The organism is Rhizobium sp. RU20A (genome assembly GCF_900155885.1).
Lineage (GTDB): Bacteria > Pseudomonadota > Alphaproteobacteria > Rhizobiales > Rhizobiaceae > RU20A.
In genome coordinates this window covers 18,208-32,994 of sequence record NZ_FTMB01000007.1, presented here as the reverse complement: position 1 = coordinate 32,994, position 14,787 = coordinate 18,208, and the positions used below count along the sequence as shown (strand labels likewise).

Genomic DNA, 14,787 nt, shown 5'->3' with positions numbered 1-14,787 from the left:
TCAACCGGGTAGTGGCCGCGTTTCGTCCTCGGCGGACGTCTCGGCTTCACTGGCCGCCTGCTGCAAGGTGCCGGCCGGGTCGAGACCGGGCTGCGGGACGGGACTGGGCTGGAAGTCCGTTTTCCCCACCATGCCGTCCGTTTCCCGGCGCATCGTGATGCGCCACGCCGCATAGCCGCCGTAGAGCGCGAAATAGGCCGTCATGACCGCAAACAGCGCGGCCGGCCCGAATGTATCCATCACCGGGGCGACCATCAGGGGGCCGGAAATCGTTCCGATGCCATAGACGATCATCATGCCCGAGGAGACCTCGACATAATCGGTCGGCGCGGCGAGGTCGTTGGCATGGGCGACGTTGAGCCCGTAGATCGGGAAGATGACGGCGCCGACGAAGGCCGCCACGACATAGCGGATGGTCGGATCACTGCCGGTCACCAGCATCATGGCAATCGAGGAAAACACGCCGAAGATGCCGCATCCGACCATCACGAGGCGCCGGTCGATCCGGTCGGAGAGGCGTCCGATCGGAATTTGCGCGATCGAGCTGCCCGCCAGCACGGCGGCGAGCAGGGTTGCTCCTTCCGCCGTCGAAAGTCCCGTCTTCTGGGTAAAGACGCCGCCGAGATTCAGCCATGCGCCGGAGATCGCGCCGGCGACAAAGGCGCCGACGACCGCCACCGGCGAGCGCCGGAAGAGGCCGGCGAGATTGAAGCGCACGCTGGCGGGTGCAGCCGGTAGCGCCGAGGCACTCAGCGCCGTCGGCAGCAGCGCCAGCGAGAAGATGATGCCGCACAGCATGAACAGCGTCGTGTTGGTGGGATCGCCAAGCGGCACGAGATATTGCCCACCAATGGTCCCGACCATGGTGGTGATGAGGTAAAGCGAAAACAGCATGCCGCGGTTTTCATTCGTCACCCGCTCGTTCAGCCAGCTCTCGATGACGAGATAGCTGCCGGAAATGGCAAGGCCGGAGATGAAGCGGAAGACGATCCAGGCCCGCCAGTCGACGAAAAGCCCGCACAGCAGCACGGCAACCGAGAGCAGCGTGACCAGCGCCGTGAAGACGCGCACATGCCCGACCCGGGAGATGAAGCGCGGCGTGACGAAACAGGAAAGCGTGAAACCGATCGTATAGCCCGTGGCGAACCAGGAAATCGTCAGCGTCGACCAGTGCTCGGCGACGGACCGAACCGGGATCACATAACTCTGCAGCCCGAAGCCGACCATCATCAGCAGGGTGGAGAGCATCAGGCTGAGGACAGACGCCAGACTCGCAAACATATCGACCCCTCAACCGCCCGGTTCGCAAAGGTCGCCCACTTTCGGGACGTACCTGTGCAGTACACCACTTTGCGGTATCCGGGAGCGAACTGTCCCGTGAAATGCGACAGGCGATGACGCAAGTGTCAGGGGATCGACGCGGAGAGCAGAAGCGACGAGCGGACGCTGGATCGTTGCACCCGTGCCATGATCATCGTGGAACACAGGCTCGCGAGAGCGCGGAAGAAATGATGTCTGAGGCGCATATGGCGCAGGGTACGTCAGGCTCGCAGTGACCCGTGCCGTCAGCCCTGCGGCAGCAGGTTGCTGATCACAGGCATGCGTGCCTGCGGCTGACCGGCCAAGCGGCGATATTCGCGCGACGCGCTGACGGCGGTGCGGATATCGTCAACGCCGGACAGCAGCGTGCGGATCGGGGAAAGAACGGTCGTCATGTCATGGCCTCATTCTTGAAGATGTGAGCCCTTCGCCGGTCTCCGGCGCAAAGCCTGAAAGCGCGTTATCCGCCGTCAGCGTACCAGCGCTTCGGCATGCAAGGGGCAGGGACGCACGACGCGGGCATAGCTTGCTGCGGTCAGTTGTTCGTTGGCTGCGCTGCCGAAGGCGAAAACAGACGCGCGACGCGCATTGCCGGCTTGGCGAAGCGTCTCGAAGCTGCTGTGAACGGGGCGAAAGCGGGCAGTCATGGTCTGATCCTTATCCAGTCCTCCCGCACTGTCATATTGCGCCGCAGCATGGTTTTTGCAAGGCAGCAGGGAGCGGCGCTGCCATGCGCAATTTGCATGGCTTTTTTCATCAGTTGTTTAGAATTGAGATGCGCCCGATCGTTCAGCGAGGACCGGCCTTCAGGGCCAGAAGATCGGCCCAGACCTGCTTCTTTTTCTCCGGCGTGGCGGCCATGTCCTGCGGGTGATGCGTCGCCATGACATCGACCTCATGGCCGTCAAAGGTCAGCCGATGCCAGCGTCCCCTGAGGTCGTGGATCGTCTCGTTGCTGCCAAGAAGCAGGCGCGCGGTGAAGTTTCCGAGCAGCAGCAGTTTTTGCGGCCGGAAGAGCGCAATCTGCCGGTCGATGAAGGGACGGCAGATCTCTGCCTCGCGCGGTGTCGGCATCCGGTTGCCCGGCGGCCGCCAGGCAATGGCCGTGGTCAGCGTCACCTGATCACGAGAAAGGCCGATGCCGGCCAGCATGCGGTCGAGCATGGTGCCGCTGCGCCCGGAGAACGGCCTGCCGTCCCGGTCGTCGTCGGCAAGGGGAACAGGCCCGACGATCATCAAGGCACGGCCCGGCTCACCCTCGGCAAACAGGGTCGATCGCGCCGAGTTCTTGAGGTTGCAGCCGGTAAAGCCGCGCATTGCCTCGCTCAGCGCCTCCACGGATGTCGCGGCTGCGGCCAGTCGCCGGGCTTCCGCGACGGCCTGCTCGTCGGGGATCGCGACCGGTCCTGCCGCCGGGGTCGGGGAAGGGGGCGTCGCCCGCTGACCGCGCTGTGGCGCCGTCCGTGTCGCGCCGCCCGTCTCAGCGCGCGCCCGCTCAGCGCTCGCCGCCTGGCCCCGCGCCTCGCCCGTCGCTGCGCGCGGTGCGACGAAGCGATCGACGGGGCTTTCCTCCAGCAGCCAGTCCACGCCCGCATCGGCATGGAATGCCAGCAGGGCGGCGAGTTCCGCGGCGGAAAACTGATCGAGCGTGTCTGGGGTCATCGGCCCATCTTAGCGGATCGAGAGGTGGGAAGAACAGGGCAGAAATATTTTTCACGCCTGGAATTGACGGGGGTCAAGGCTGGCGGGGCAGCACATGTCTTTTGGTCGGTATCCTTAAGTCCTTGTTAAAAGCGCCTCCGTAGCGTCGACTTTCGCTTAAATAAGCAGGAGGTGATTTTTTAATGTTTGCGCGTTTGATGACACGACGGTCCGCCGTGGCCCACCAGATGGTCCCGGCGTCCCCCTTGCCCGCGTATCTCGAAGCGGACAGGGCGGCGCAGCCGTCCGGTGGCGCGCAGCCTCCCCACTCACCCGCCGACGGCGAGGCCGAAAATGCCGCGCGCGCCAAAGCCGACCCGATGCGTGTCATGCGCACCGACATGCGCCTGACCGGCGTCTCGCCGGATGCTTTCGTCTTTGCCGGACGCCCGGCGCGCTTCGCCTTCATCTATGTCTCGCCGCATGTCGATTTCGCAGCGGTCTGCAAGCTGGTGCGGGAGCGGGCGGGCACGGTTCCCTTCGTTGCCACGACGACGGCCGGCGAACTGTGCGGCGGGCCGCAGGCGCCGGGGCCGCTCTATTGCCGGGGCGGGGACAGCTGGGACAACGTCATCGTTCAGATCTTCAGCCCCGATCTTCTCGGCGCCATTTCCGTGCAGACCGTGCCGCTCGCCAATGCCGATATTCGCGCCGGTCAGATCCGCCTCACGCAGGATCAGCGCGTCGCGGAAATGGCGGGAGCGCTCTCCCGCATCCGTTTGCCTTTCGATGTCGATGCGCGCGACACCGTCGCCTTCACCCTCATTGACGGCCTGTCGGCGAGTGAAAACTATTTCATGGAAGCGATCTACGAATCCGGCCGCTTCCCCTGTCTCTTCGTCGGCGGTTCGGCCGGTGGCAAGCTGGATTTTCGCCAGACCCTGCTCGCCGCCGATGGCCGTATGCTGCAAAATCACGCCGTCATCGTCTTCGCCAAGGTGGCGCCTGGCATCCGCTACGGTGTTTTGAAGAGCCAGAACTTTGCCCCCACGGGCAAGTCGCTGCTGGTGCTCGAGGCTTCGGCCGAAACGCGGCAGGTCCGCGCCGCCGTCGATCCCGATACGGTCGAAGTCGTGCCGGTCGTTGAGGCGATGGCCCGCATGATGAACTGCCGGCCGCAGGAGTTGAACGACCGATTGAACGGCTACACCTTCGCCCTGAAGGTCGGCGGCGATTACTTCATCCGCTCTGTCGCCGGGATCGACATCGACCGCGGCACCGTCAACTTCTACTGCGACGTCAATCCCGGCGACGAACTGCATCTTGTCCGCGCCACCGACTTTGCCGGCCAGACGACGGCCGACATGCGTGCCTTCTTCCAGAACAAGCCGAAGCCGCTCGCGGCCGTCCTCAACGACTGCATCCTGCGCCGCCTCAACAATCAGAAGGCGCTGGCCAGCCTCGATCGGGCCTGGGACATTCCTGCTGCCGGCTTCTCCACGTTCGGCGAATTGCTCGGCATCAATGTCAACCAGACGCTGACCGCCGTCGTCTTCTTCGAGGTGCCGGAGGGCACGCCCTTTACCGATGCCTATGTCGATGGCTTCACCGCCCATTATGCCCGCTTCGCCCGCTATTTCACCGAATGCCGTCTCAGCCAGCAGCAGCTCATCAACGGCCTGCGCAAGAAGGTCATCGGCCGGCTGAAGGCGTTCGTCGATCAGTCGAGCGGCCTGTCCAGCGAGCTCGATCAGGTCGTCAGCCAGACCGAAGGCGTGCGCCAGCGCGTCGAAGGCATGCGCGGCGAGCTGGAAACGCGCATTGCCGGCGTTTCGGCGGGGGAAAGCCGCGGCGTGCTGCGCGAGGAGTTCCTCAAGGTCGCGACCATGATGCAGCGCCTGAACGATATCGTCGGCATCATCGACAAGATCACCATGCAGACGAACCTGCTGTCCCTCAATGCCACCATCGAGGCCGCGCGCGCCGGAGAGGCCGGCCGCGCCTTCGCCATCGTCGCCAACGAGGTACGGGGCCTTGCCACCGACACCAAGTCGACGCTCGACCGCAGCCGCGAATCGCTCTCGCAGGTCGAGGGCAGCCTCAATGTGCTCGGCCAGCATATCCAGGTCTCCGAAGAGAAGATCGACAGCGCCCAGCAGGGCTATTCCGACATCTTCACGCGGCTTGGCGACCTCTTCGGCGGTTTCGAGCGCATCTCCGAGGTGATGCGGCAGGTGGAGCAGATGTCGCGCCAGCAGCGCAACATGATGGCGCAGGTCGATGAGGACATGGACCGCCTGAAGCGCATCGACGGATAAGAACCTGCCGAAGGGCAGGGGCGATCTTTGGCAGCCCGCCATCCGGTTTCGTCCTCCCTTGCATGCCGGCACGACCGTCGTGTCGGCATCGCTCGTTTTCCGCTGCCCGTTCCACTGACGTGACGCCATCTTGCTGGTCGCCGAATATTGACGTTTACGTCAATGTCAATATTATGCCCGGTCATGACCCCATGCGCATTGCGAAGCGTCGCTGTCGCATCCCGGCTCGACAAGGCGTTTTGCATTTGCGATGACGGATTTGACAGGAACATGGGGCAAGACCGGCAGGATCCGGCCCGAAACAGACAAGAGCCGCGCCAGGCGGCGGGAGACGAGACGATGAGCGACGCCACCGACCTTCCCGAACGCGAGAGCATGGAATTCGACGTTGTGATCGTGGGCGCCGGCCCGGCCGGCCTTTCGGCCGCGATCCGCTTGAAGCAGGTCAATCCGGACCTGTCGGTCGTCGTGCTCGAAAAGGGCGCGGAAGTCGGCGCGCATATTCTCTCCGGTGCCGTCGTCGATCCCGTGGGCATCGATGCGCTGCTGCCCGGCTGGCGCGAGGAAAGCGATCATCCTTTCAAGACCGAAGTGACGGACGACCAGTTCCTCTTCCTTGGGCCCGCCGGCTCGGTGCGCCTGCCGAACGCCTTCATGCCGCCCCTGATGAACAATCACGGCAACTACATCGTCTCGCTCGGCAATGTCTGTCGCTGGCTCGCCGGCCACGCCGAGGCGCTGGGCGTCGAGATCTATCCGGGCTTTGCCGCCACCGAGCTGCTGTATAACGAGGCCGGCGCCGTCATCGGTGTCGCCACCGGCGACATGGGCATCGAGCGCAACGGCGAGCCCGGCCCTGCCTACACGCGCGGCATGGCGCTGATGGGCAAATATGTGCTGATCGGCGAGGGCGTGCGCGGTTCGCTCGCCAAGCAGCTGATCGCCAGGTTCGATCTCCAGAAGGACCGCGAGCCGCAGAAATTCGGCATCGGCCTCAAGGAACTCTGGCAGGTCAAGCCCGAGAACCACAAACAAGGCCTCGTGCAGCATTCCTTCGGCTGGCCGCTCGGCATGAAGACCGGCGGTGGCTCCTTCCTCTATCACCTCGAAGACAACATGGTCGCCGTCGGTTTCGTCGTGCACCTCAACTACAAGAACCCCTACCTCTACCCCTTCGAGGAGTTCCAGCGCTTCAAGACGCACCCGGCGATCCGCGGCACCTTCGAGGGCGGCAAGCGGCTTTCCTATGGCGCGCGCGCCATCACCGAGGGCGGCTACCAGTCGGTGCCGAAGCTCTCCTTCCCCGGCGGCGCGCTGATCGGCTGCTCGGCCGGTTTCGTCAACGTGCCGCGCATCAAGGGCAGCCACAATGCCGTGCTCTCGGGCATGCTCGCCGCCGACCGCCTGGCGGCTGCAATCGCAGCGGGCCGCGCCAATGACGAGCCGGTGGAGATCGAAAACGACTGGCGCGGCAGCCTCATCGGCAAGGATCTGAAGCGGGTGCGCAACGTCAAGCCGCTCTGGTCGAAGTTCGGCACGGCGATCGGCGTGGCGCTCGGCGGTCTCGACATGTGGATCAACCAGATCTTCGGCTCCTCGCCCTTCACCTTGAAGCACGGCAAGACCGACGCCGCCTCGCTGGAGCCGGCTGCCAAGCACACCAAGATCGACTATCCGAAGCCGGACGGCGTCTTGACCTTCGACCGTCTCTCTTCTGTGTTCCTGTCGAACACCAACCACGAGGAAGACCAGCCGATCCACCTGCAGCTCAAGAACCCGGAACTGCAGAAGACCTCCGAACTCGACGTCTATGCCGGCCCGTCCACGCGCTACTGTCCGGCCGGCGTCTACGAATGGGTGGAAAAGGACGGCAAGGACGTCTTCGTCATCAACGCCCAGAACTGCGTCCACTGCAAGACCTGCGACATCAAGGACCCCAACCAGAACATCAACTGGGTGCCCCCGCAGGGCGGCGAGGGTCCGGTCTATCCGAATATGTGACGGGGAAGGGGCGGACGAACTCCGCCCCGCCTGGGCCCCGTTCGAAGGCGCACACGCCAAACCACCTCCGCGTCATGCTCGGGTCAAGCCCGAGCATGACGGGGGTATGACCTACAGCAGCGTCCCGCTCAAGATCGCCAGGGCCACCGTGAAGTAGATCACGAGACCGCTGACATCCACCAGCGTGGCGACGAAGGGGGCAGACGCGCTGGCAGGGTCGAACTTCATCTTCTGCAGCAGGAAGGGCAGCATCGAGCCGGCCATGGAGCCGAAGGTGACGATGCCGATCAGCGCCGCGAAGACGGTCGCACCCACCAGCATCCAGTGGCCACCGTAGTCGTAGAAGCCGGCAAGCTGCCAGACCGCGATGCGCACGAAGCCGACGGCGCCGAGGATGGAGCCGAGCGCGATCCCGGTTGGCAGTTCGCGCAGCGCCACCTTCCACCAGTCCTTGAGCTGCAATTCGCCGACGGCCAGCGCCCGGATGATGAGCGACGTGGCCTGCGAGCCTGAATTGCCACCGGAGCTCATGATCAGCGGCACGAAGAGCGTCAGCACGATCGCCTTTTCCAGTTCGGCTTCGAAATGCTGCATGGCGGTTGCCGTCAGCATTTCGCCGAGGAAGAGGGCGGCGAGCCATCCGGCGCGCTTGCCGATCATGCCGCCGATGCCGATCTGCATGTAGGGCTTTCCAAGCGCTTCCATACCGCCATACTTCTGGGCGTCTTCCGTCGTGTCGGCGATCATCGTGTCGATCACGTCGTCCACGGTGACGATGCCGAGCACGCGGCCGTCATCGTCCAGCACCGGCAGGGCGAGAAGGTTGTTGGCGCGGATCAGCCGGGCGACTTCATCCTGTCCCATCAGCGGCGTGGCGCTGACGACGCCATCCTTCCGGGCAAGGTCGAGGATCTCCGTTTCCGGATCGCCGGTGATGAGACGGCGCAGCGTCACCACGCCGACGAGATTGCCGTGGCGCTCGTCCAGCACGTAGATGGCGTAGACCGTTTCGCTCGCGCGTTCCACACGGCGCACATGGGCGAGCGCCTCGCCGACCGTGGCGCCAGCGGGAACGCTGACGAACTCCGTCGTCATCATGGCGCCGGCCGTGCGGCGCGGATAGCCCATCAGGTGCTCGACAGCGCGGGCGGTGGCCGGGTCCAGCCGTGCGAAGATCTGGTTGCGCCGGCCGGCATCGCTCATCGCCTGGAAGAGGTCGGTGACGCGGTCATGCGCGGTTTGCTTGAGCAGCGTCGCCGCCTGGGCCGTTGGCAGGGCGGCGACGATGTCGGCGGCCTCATGCAGCTCGGGCCGCGCGATCACGGCGAGCGCCTTGCCCTCGGGAAGGGAAGCGAGAAGCTGTGCGCCTTCCGTCGTATCGAGCGCATTCATCTGCTCGATCCGTTCGGAGATGCTGGGGGTGTCGCTGCGGGTGTTGAGAAGATAGCGGGCAGCGCGGCCTGCCCGAACGGGAAAGTCCTGGATGTTCATGTCTCGCCTTTCCGTCGATCGAAACCTCGCGGGGATCGACCGGGCGAGCTGACGGCAAAGGTCAGTGCACGGAGGCCACGCGAGGCATTCTCAATCGACTGTCACTGTCGCTTGGCATCTGGAAGATGGCTCCGTTGATATCCGCACCGGGAGGAAACTCGTGCGTGAGGACAGGGGTGCGCCTGCTTTTGATGCTTGTCAAGACGGACGGTGTCGCACCCTGTCGCAGCCGTATGGCAGCGGTGGGTGGCGCCCAGATTTTGCCACACCCATTGATGCTCGCGACGCTCTTTTACCGGGCGTTAACCATGTTTTCCTAACACTTGTCGGCATCCATGAAACGTTAGGGACTGCTCCATGTCGATTTCGCGCCGCGGCTTTCTGATCGGGGTTTCCGCACTCCTCGCCGGTTGCTCCACCACTGCCGTCAACCACCAGGCAAATTACGCCGCGCGCCCGGACGAACCCTTTCCGCTGAAGCAAGTGCCGATCCACAAGATCAAGCCGGAACTGCGCCGCACCGAAGTCGCCTATGAGACGAACGAGAAGCCGGGCACCGTCATCGTCGATACGCCGGCCCGCCGGCTCTACTATGTGCTCGGCGATGGCCGTGCCATGCGCTACGGCGTCGGCGTCGGGCGCGACGGGCTGGCCCTCGCCGGGACTGCGATGGTGGGCCGCAAGGCGGAATGGCCGAGCTGGACCCCGACTGCCAACATGATGCGCCGCGACCCGCGCAATCGCAAATATGCCGGCGGCATGCCGGGCGGCCCGAACAATCCGCTTGGTGCCCGCGCCATGTATCTTTACCGCGGCGGCAACGACACCCACTTCCGCATCCACGGCACCAACCAGCCGCAGTCGATCGGCCTTGCCATGTCCTCCGGCTGCATCCGCATGATGAACCACGATGTCATCGACCTCTATGAGCGTGTGACTGTGGGCGCCCGCGTGGTGGTCATGCAGGCTTAAGAGCTGTATCGGCGCTTTGCCCGTTTGAGACTGGGCGGCTCGACACACTCTGTCATCCTCGGCCTGCGAGCCGAGGATCCACGCCTGGGCGCGGCAGGGCCGCATGGGTCCTCGGGTCAAGCCCGAGGACGACGGCGGAGCGGGGGCGGAGAGGGCGCCGCCAGCGCGAAGGGCCGGAGGGCGACCTTCCACTTCAGAACCCTTCGAGCACGATCTTGCCCTTCGTGGTCCCGCTCTCGATCTGCTGATGCGCGCGCTTCAGGTTGGCCGCGTTGATCGTCCCGAAATTCTCGCCGAGCGTGGTGCGGATGCGGCCGCTGTCCACGAGGCGCGAGACTTCGGTGAGCAGCCGGTGCTGCTCGGCCATGTCGGCGGTGCCGAACACCGGCCGCGTGAACATGAACTCCCAGTGCACCGAGGCCGACTTGCGCTTGAAGGGCATGATGTCGAGCGTGCCGGGATCGTCGATCAGGCCGAAACGGCCCTGCGGCGCGAGGAGGTCGACGATCTCCTTGAGATGCTTGTCCGTCTGGGTGGTCGAGAAGACGAGACCCGGCGCGCCGAGACCGAGGGCCGCCACCTCTGCCGCCAGCGGCTTGCCATGATCGATGACGTGATGGGCGCCGAGCGAGCGGACCCATTCCGCCGTCTCCGGCCGCGAGGCGGTGGCGATGACGGTGAGATCGGTCAACGCCCTCAAGAGCTGGATGGCGATGGAGCCGACCCCGCCCGCACCGCCGATGATCAGCGCGGCCGGTGCTGCGCCCGGAATCGCATCCTGCACCTTCAAACGGTCGAACAGCATTTCCCAGGCCGTGATCGCCGTCAGCGGCAGGGCGGCGGCGGCCGCGAAATCGAGTGAGGCAGGCTTCGGGCCGACGATCCGTTCGTCCACCAGATGCAGCTCGCTGTTGGTGCCCTGCCGGTTCAGCGCGCCGGCATAGAACACGGCATCGCCCGGCTTGAACAGCGTCACGTCCGGTCCGACGGCCGTCACGATGCCAGCAGCATCATAGCCCAAAACCTTCCAGCCGCCGTCTTCCGCCGCGCCGCGCATGCGCACCTTGGTATCGACGGGATTGACCGAGATCGCCTTCACCGAGACGAGGAGATCGCGGCCCGTTGCGACCGGGTCCGGCAGCGTCACGTCCACGAGGGCTGTTTCGGCGGTGATGGGCTGGGGTGTCTGATAGGCGACGGCACGCATGGCAGTTCTCCTTAAACGTTGGAAACTTGTCTGCCCGCTAGATGCGCACTATTCTCGAAATGCGCAAGAATGCACATTTCCTGTATATAGTACCCTAAAGGATACCATGATGGCCCGTGTCCGCCGGACCCTTCTTGAACGGTCGCCCAATTGCCCGGTGGAAGGCGTGCTCGATCTTCTCGATGGCAAGTGGAAGGGCGTGATCCTCTATCACCTCCTCAGCGGCACGCTGCGTTTCAGCGAATTGCGCCGCAAGCTGAAGGGCATCACCCAGCGCATGCTGACCAAGCAGTTGCGGGAATTGGAAGAGGATGGGCTGATCACGCGGACGGTCTTCGCCGTCGTGCCGCCGCGTGTCGATTATGCTCTCTCCGGGAGGGGCGAAAGTCTTCGGCCGGTGCTTGTCGCCATGAAGGAATGGGGCGACCGGCATCTGCCACCGGGCGTGAGCGCCAGCCCCGAAACGGCGGGGCTGGACGGGTTGGCCGGCAAGGCGCAGGCGGTCAAGGCCGCCTGACCGGCGCGCCCGATCACTCCGCCGGGCAGATGAGCGCCGCTTGCCGGTCCATCCGCTCCAGCATCAGCGAGAGCGCGAAGACACCGAGACCGATCACCGCCATGAACGCCCCGACATAGCCCATCGAGCCGTAGCCATAGCCGCCCTTGATGGCGAGGCCGCCGAGAAAGGCGCCGAGCGCATTGGCAATGTTGAAGGCGGAGTGCATGAGAGCTGCCGACAGCGTCTGCGCATCGCCGGACACGTCCATGAGCCGTGTCTGCAGGGCGGGTCCGATCACGAAGCTGCAGCCTAGCAGGAAGCAGAAGACAAGCAGCATCACCGGCTGATGGGCCGTCAGCGAAAAGCCGACGAGCACCCCGGTATAGGCGAGCGTCACCCAGCCGATCGTGCGCATCAGCGAGATGTCCGCGAGCTTCGCACCGAAAATGTTGCCGACGATCATGCCCGCGCCGAAAAGCGCCATGACCACGGGAACCATGCCGACGCCCATGCCCGCCACATCGGTGACGATCGGCGAGATGTAGGTGAAGACGGCAAACATGCCGCAAAAGCCGGTCGCAGCGATGCCGAGCGTCAGCCACACCTGCTTGCGCTTCAGGGCGGAGAGCTCAGACCAGATGCCGCGCCGCTCTTGGCGCGCATCCCGCGGCTGCAGGAGCGCGATCAGCACCATGCAGACAAGGCCGGTGACGCCGACGGCCGCAAAGAGATACTGCCAGTCCAGCACCTGACCCAGCCATGCGGCGAGCGGCGTGCCGATCAGCGTTGCCACCGTCAGGCCGAGCATGACGCGTCCCACCGCCTGCGTGCGCCTGTTGATCGGCACCATGGAGGCCGCCACCAGCGCCGCAACGCCGAAATAGGCGCCATGCGGCAGGCCGGTAATGAAGCGCAGCAGGGTGAAGCTCCAGAAATCCGGCGCAAACGCGCTGGCGAGATTGCCGGCCGCAAACAGGCCCATCAGCCCGATCAGCAGATCGCGGCGCCGGAACCGCGCCCCGAACATGGCGATCAGCGGCGCGCCGACGACGACGCCCAGCGCATAGGCACTGATCACATGGCCAGCATCCGCATTGGAAACGCCGAAACTCTTCGCCACGTCGGGGATCAGCCCCATGATGGCGAATTCTCCGGTGCCGATCCCGAAACTGCCGACGGCGAGCGCGAAGATGATCAGCGCAACACGCGCCGGAGACAGGCAAACGGGAGAAGCGGGAAAAGGCCGGCCGGAGGAGGCGCCGTCCTCGATGAGAGGAGAATGGGACAAGGCTCTGTTCCTGTGCGCAGCCGAAGCGACCCATGGCCGCCACCCGGCCTCCTCCTGCCGGTCACCGTCCCGAAATCGTTTTCTGGCTGATCGTGCTGTGAGATCATCGAAGCAGCGATGCTTCGCAAGCGCAACATTACCAGATTTGCGGCGAGAGCCAATCGAAAGTTGACGGTTGTGAGGACCAGAATGCGCCGCGCCTACTGCCCGCGCGCCTCGAAGAGCAAAACGCACCCCTCGAAATGCGGCGTTTCCTGCGGCGACATGGCGATGTCCTGAATGCTGGACCGATCCCAGTGGCTCTTGAACTGGCGATGGACGGCGTCAACCGAAAGCTGCGACTGGGCCGAGACCGCAGCGGACGCCGGCTGGTCATCGACATCCATCACGCCAATCACGAAAAGGCCCCGATCGTCTGTCCCGGAAAACCACATTTCATGGTGCACCCCCTCCTGCCGAAGCGCGGCTTCGACCTCGGGAAGGTGTGCCCGCATAAAGGCGGCCCATTGCTCTACAATCTCGATCGTGCACAAAAGACGGATCTTTTTGGCCCTGTAATTCATCTTCAGTTTCGGTGTTTCAAAACAGGTTTGCTAGCCGCAGAGGGGATCACACCAAGAAGTTTCATCCGGTCCTGCCCAGATGCAACGCCATTTCTGATGCCAGGAGCGTCTCGTTGGTGACGATGGAAGATCATGAAAAGTCGCGTGACCGGCGGAGGGCAACAACGCCTGCCGCCGGAGACAGGGTTGGCCTCCCTCAGCACCGCCCGCCTACCGCGGCAACTGCGCATATCCCTTGGCGAGAATCGGCCCGGTCGGGCGTCCCGTCGGCGAGCCGCCGGCCTGCTCGAGGGTGATTTCGTAGAGCTGGTTGTCCTTCGGGCGGGGCAGTGCCGGTCCCGCGAGGCGTGCCGAGCGGATGCCGTCGAGCAGGCCGAGAGAGACGGGGCCGGTATCCTTGGAGGGCAGGGTCCAGACCTCGATCGTCTTGTCCGAGGGCACCTCGAAATCGGCAAGCAACCGCACGGTGGCATTCTCATTGCCGAAATCTTCCACAACGGCCTGAACCTCGCCCGCCTCGTTGAGGAGAACGGCGACCACGACAGGATCGACGGTCCGCATGAGGGAAGCGGCAAGGCCTGCGACCAGCAGCACGCTCGCGGCCATCGCGGCGATGGCGGTGGTTCGCCAGCCATGTCCGGCTTTTGCGCCAGGATTGTCGTTGGCGGGGGCCGGTTTTGGCCGGGCACCGGGACCGGGCTGCGCGGGCAAGGCTGTTTCGATTCGCTGCCAGAGGAGCGTGTCGGTTGCGACGGGCTCGGCGGCCGTATCGAGCGGCAGGAAGCGCTCGCGGCTCGCTGCCACGGCGGCCTTCAGTTGGGCGTCGTGGGGAAGGGCAGCCTCTACCTCTTCCGCTTGCGCCGTTTCGAGAAGGCCCAGCACATAGTCGTCGGCGATGTCAGGAATGTCGTTGCGCGCAAACCTCATGCCATGCACTCCCGAAGCGCGGTCAGGCCGCGGCGGATCCAGGATTTCGTCGTCCCGAGCGGCAGGCTGAGGCGTCCGGCGATCTCGCCATGGGAGTAGCCCCCGACATAGGCCATCAGAATGCCGCGCTTCTTCTTCTCGTCCAGCGCCTCCAGGCAGCCATAAAGACGCGAATTGCGGTCCAGCCGGTGCCAGGCTGCCATGATGGCATCGGAGCTTTCCTGCTCCTGCACCGCCTCCACGTCCTCGATCACCGTTTCCCGCCGGCCGTCCCGCACGAGGTTGAGTGCCCGGTTGCGCACGATCGCGTAGATCCAGCCGCGCGCCGAGCCTTGAGAGGAATCATACTGGTGTGCATGGGTCCAGATACGGATGAAGGCCTCCTGCACGACCTCCTCGGCCAGCTCTCGGCGCCGGACAATCCGCTGCGCCACGGCAATCAGACGACCGGCCTCGGCATCGAAGATGCGACGCAGCGCCATGCGGTCGCCACCGGCGCAGGCCGCAAGCAAAGTCTCGAATGTGTCTGCCCGTCCGTCCATGCGCATGAAGTCCCGTCT

Annotated in this window: 14 protein-coding genes; 4 read left to right on the top strand and 10 right to left on the bottom strand. The window is 64.7% G+C overall.

All coding sequences use genetic code 11. The features are described 5' to 3' along the window. The 4 genes from F3H41_RS15995 to F3H41_RS15990 form a co-directional block, all read right to left on the bottom strand. A complete protein-coding gene (locus tag F3H41_RS15995) occupies positions 1 to 1,281 on the bottom strand; it encodes an MFS transporter (protein ID WP_149739692.1) in 1,281 nt (426 codons plus the stop codon). Between the two features lie 284 nt (positions 1,282 to 1,565). Further along, on the bottom strand, positions 1,566 to 1,715 hold the full coding sequence (locus F3H41_RS21330) for a hypothetical protein (protein WP_188129497.1): 150 nt from the start codon (positions 1,713 to 1,715) through the stop codon (positions 1,566 to 1,568). 75 nt (positions 1,716 to 1,790) lie between these two features. Next, the gene (locus F3H41_RS21325) at positions 1,791 to 1,967 is read right to left on the bottom strand and encodes a hypothetical protein (protein ID WP_188129496.1); all 177 of its coding nucleotides are present in this window, start codon (positions 1,965 to 1,967) and stop codon (positions 1,791 to 1,793) included. A 142-nt stretch (positions 1,968 to 2,109) separates the two neighbouring features. Then, the gene (locus F3H41_RS15990) at positions 2,110 to 2,982 is read right to left on the bottom strand and encodes a uracil-DNA glycosylase (RefSeq protein ID WP_149739691.1); all 873 of its coding nucleotides are present in this window, start codon (positions 2,980 to 2,982) and stop codon (positions 2,110 to 2,112) included. A 245-nt stretch (positions 2,983 to 3,227) separates the two neighbouring features. Here F3H41_RS15990 and F3H41_RS15985 point away from each other — a divergent pair, with 245 nt between their 5' ends. After that, positions 3,228 to 5,279 (top strand): FIST N-terminal domain-containing protein, encoded by a 2,052-nt coding sequence (locus F3H41_RS15985; protein WP_188129495.1) that lies wholly within the window; start codon positions 3,228 to 3,230, stop codon positions 5,277 to 5,279. A gap of 339 nt (positions 5,280 to 5,618) precedes the next feature. Then, complete coding sequence (locus tag F3H41_RS15980) at positions 5,619 to 7,280, top strand: electron transfer flavoprotein-ubiquinone oxidoreductase (protein WP_149739689.1); 1,662 nt, start codon at positions 5,619 to 5,621, stop codon at positions 7,278 to 7,280. A gap of 111 nt (positions 7,281 to 7,391) precedes the next feature. Here F3H41_RS15980 and mgtE read toward each other — a convergent pair whose 3' ends face one another. Next, positions 7,392 to 8,771: a magnesium transporter gene (gene mgtE / locus F3H41_RS15975; RefSeq protein WP_149739688.1), complete on the bottom strand. Its 1,380-nt coding sequence runs from the start codon at positions 8,769 to 8,771 to the stop codon at positions 7,392 to 7,394. A gap of 357 nt (positions 8,772 to 9,128) precedes the next feature. Here mgtE and F3H41_RS15970 point away from each other — a divergent pair, with 357 nt between their 5' ends. Then, a complete protein-coding gene (locus tag F3H41_RS15970; protein ID WP_149739687.1) occupies positions 9,129 to 9,743 on the top strand; it encodes a L,D-transpeptidase in 615 nt (204 codons plus the stop codon). A gap of 193 nt (positions 9,744 to 9,936) precedes the next feature. Here F3H41_RS15970 and F3H41_RS15965 read toward each other — a convergent pair whose 3' ends face one another. Next, positions 9,937 to 10,950 (bottom strand): zinc-binding alcohol dehydrogenase family protein, encoded by a 1,014-nt coding sequence (locus F3H41_RS15965; protein ID WP_149739686.1) that lies wholly within the window; start codon positions 10,948 to 10,950, stop codon positions 9,937 to 9,939. A 109-nt stretch (positions 10,951 to 11,059) separates the two neighbouring features. Between F3H41_RS15965 and F3H41_RS15960 the strand changes: the two genes are divergently transcribed. Next, positions 11,060 to 11,467, top strand: coding sequence for a helix-turn-helix domain-containing protein (locus tag F3H41_RS15960; protein WP_149739685.1), 408 nt, complete (start codon positions 11,060 to 11,062; stop codon positions 11,465 to 11,467). A gap of 13 nt (positions 11,468 to 11,480) precedes the next feature. Here the strand turns inward: F3H41_RS15960 and F3H41_RS15955 are convergent, their stop codons facing one another. The 4 genes from F3H41_RS15955 to F3H41_RS15940 form a co-directional block, all read right to left on the bottom strand. Further along, on the bottom strand, positions 11,481 to 12,737 hold the full coding sequence (locus F3H41_RS15955; protein WP_149739684.1) for an MFS transporter: 1,257 nt from the start codon (positions 12,735 to 12,737) through the stop codon (positions 11,481 to 11,483). Positions 12,738 to 12,937: 200 nt separating this feature from the next. Next, on the bottom strand, positions 12,938 to 13,300 hold the full coding sequence (locus F3H41_RS15950; protein ID WP_149739683.1) for a DUF6176 family protein: 363 nt from the start codon (positions 13,298 to 13,300) through the stop codon (positions 12,938 to 12,940). Positions 13,301 to 13,510: 210 nt separating this feature from the next. After that, a complete protein-coding gene (locus F3H41_RS15945; protein ID WP_149739682.1) occupies positions 13,511 to 14,227 on the bottom strand; it encodes an anti-sigma factor in 717 nt (238 codons plus the stop codon). Next, entirely contained in the window at positions 14,224 to 14,769 is a 546-nt protein-coding gene (locus tag F3H41_RS15940) for a sigma-70 family RNA polymerase sigma factor (RefSeq protein WP_149739681.1), read from the bottom strand. The genes F3H41_RS15945 and F3H41_RS15940 overlap by 4 nt, the downstream gene beginning before the upstream one ends. Between the last annotated feature and the right edge of the window lie 18 nt (positions 14,770 to 14,787).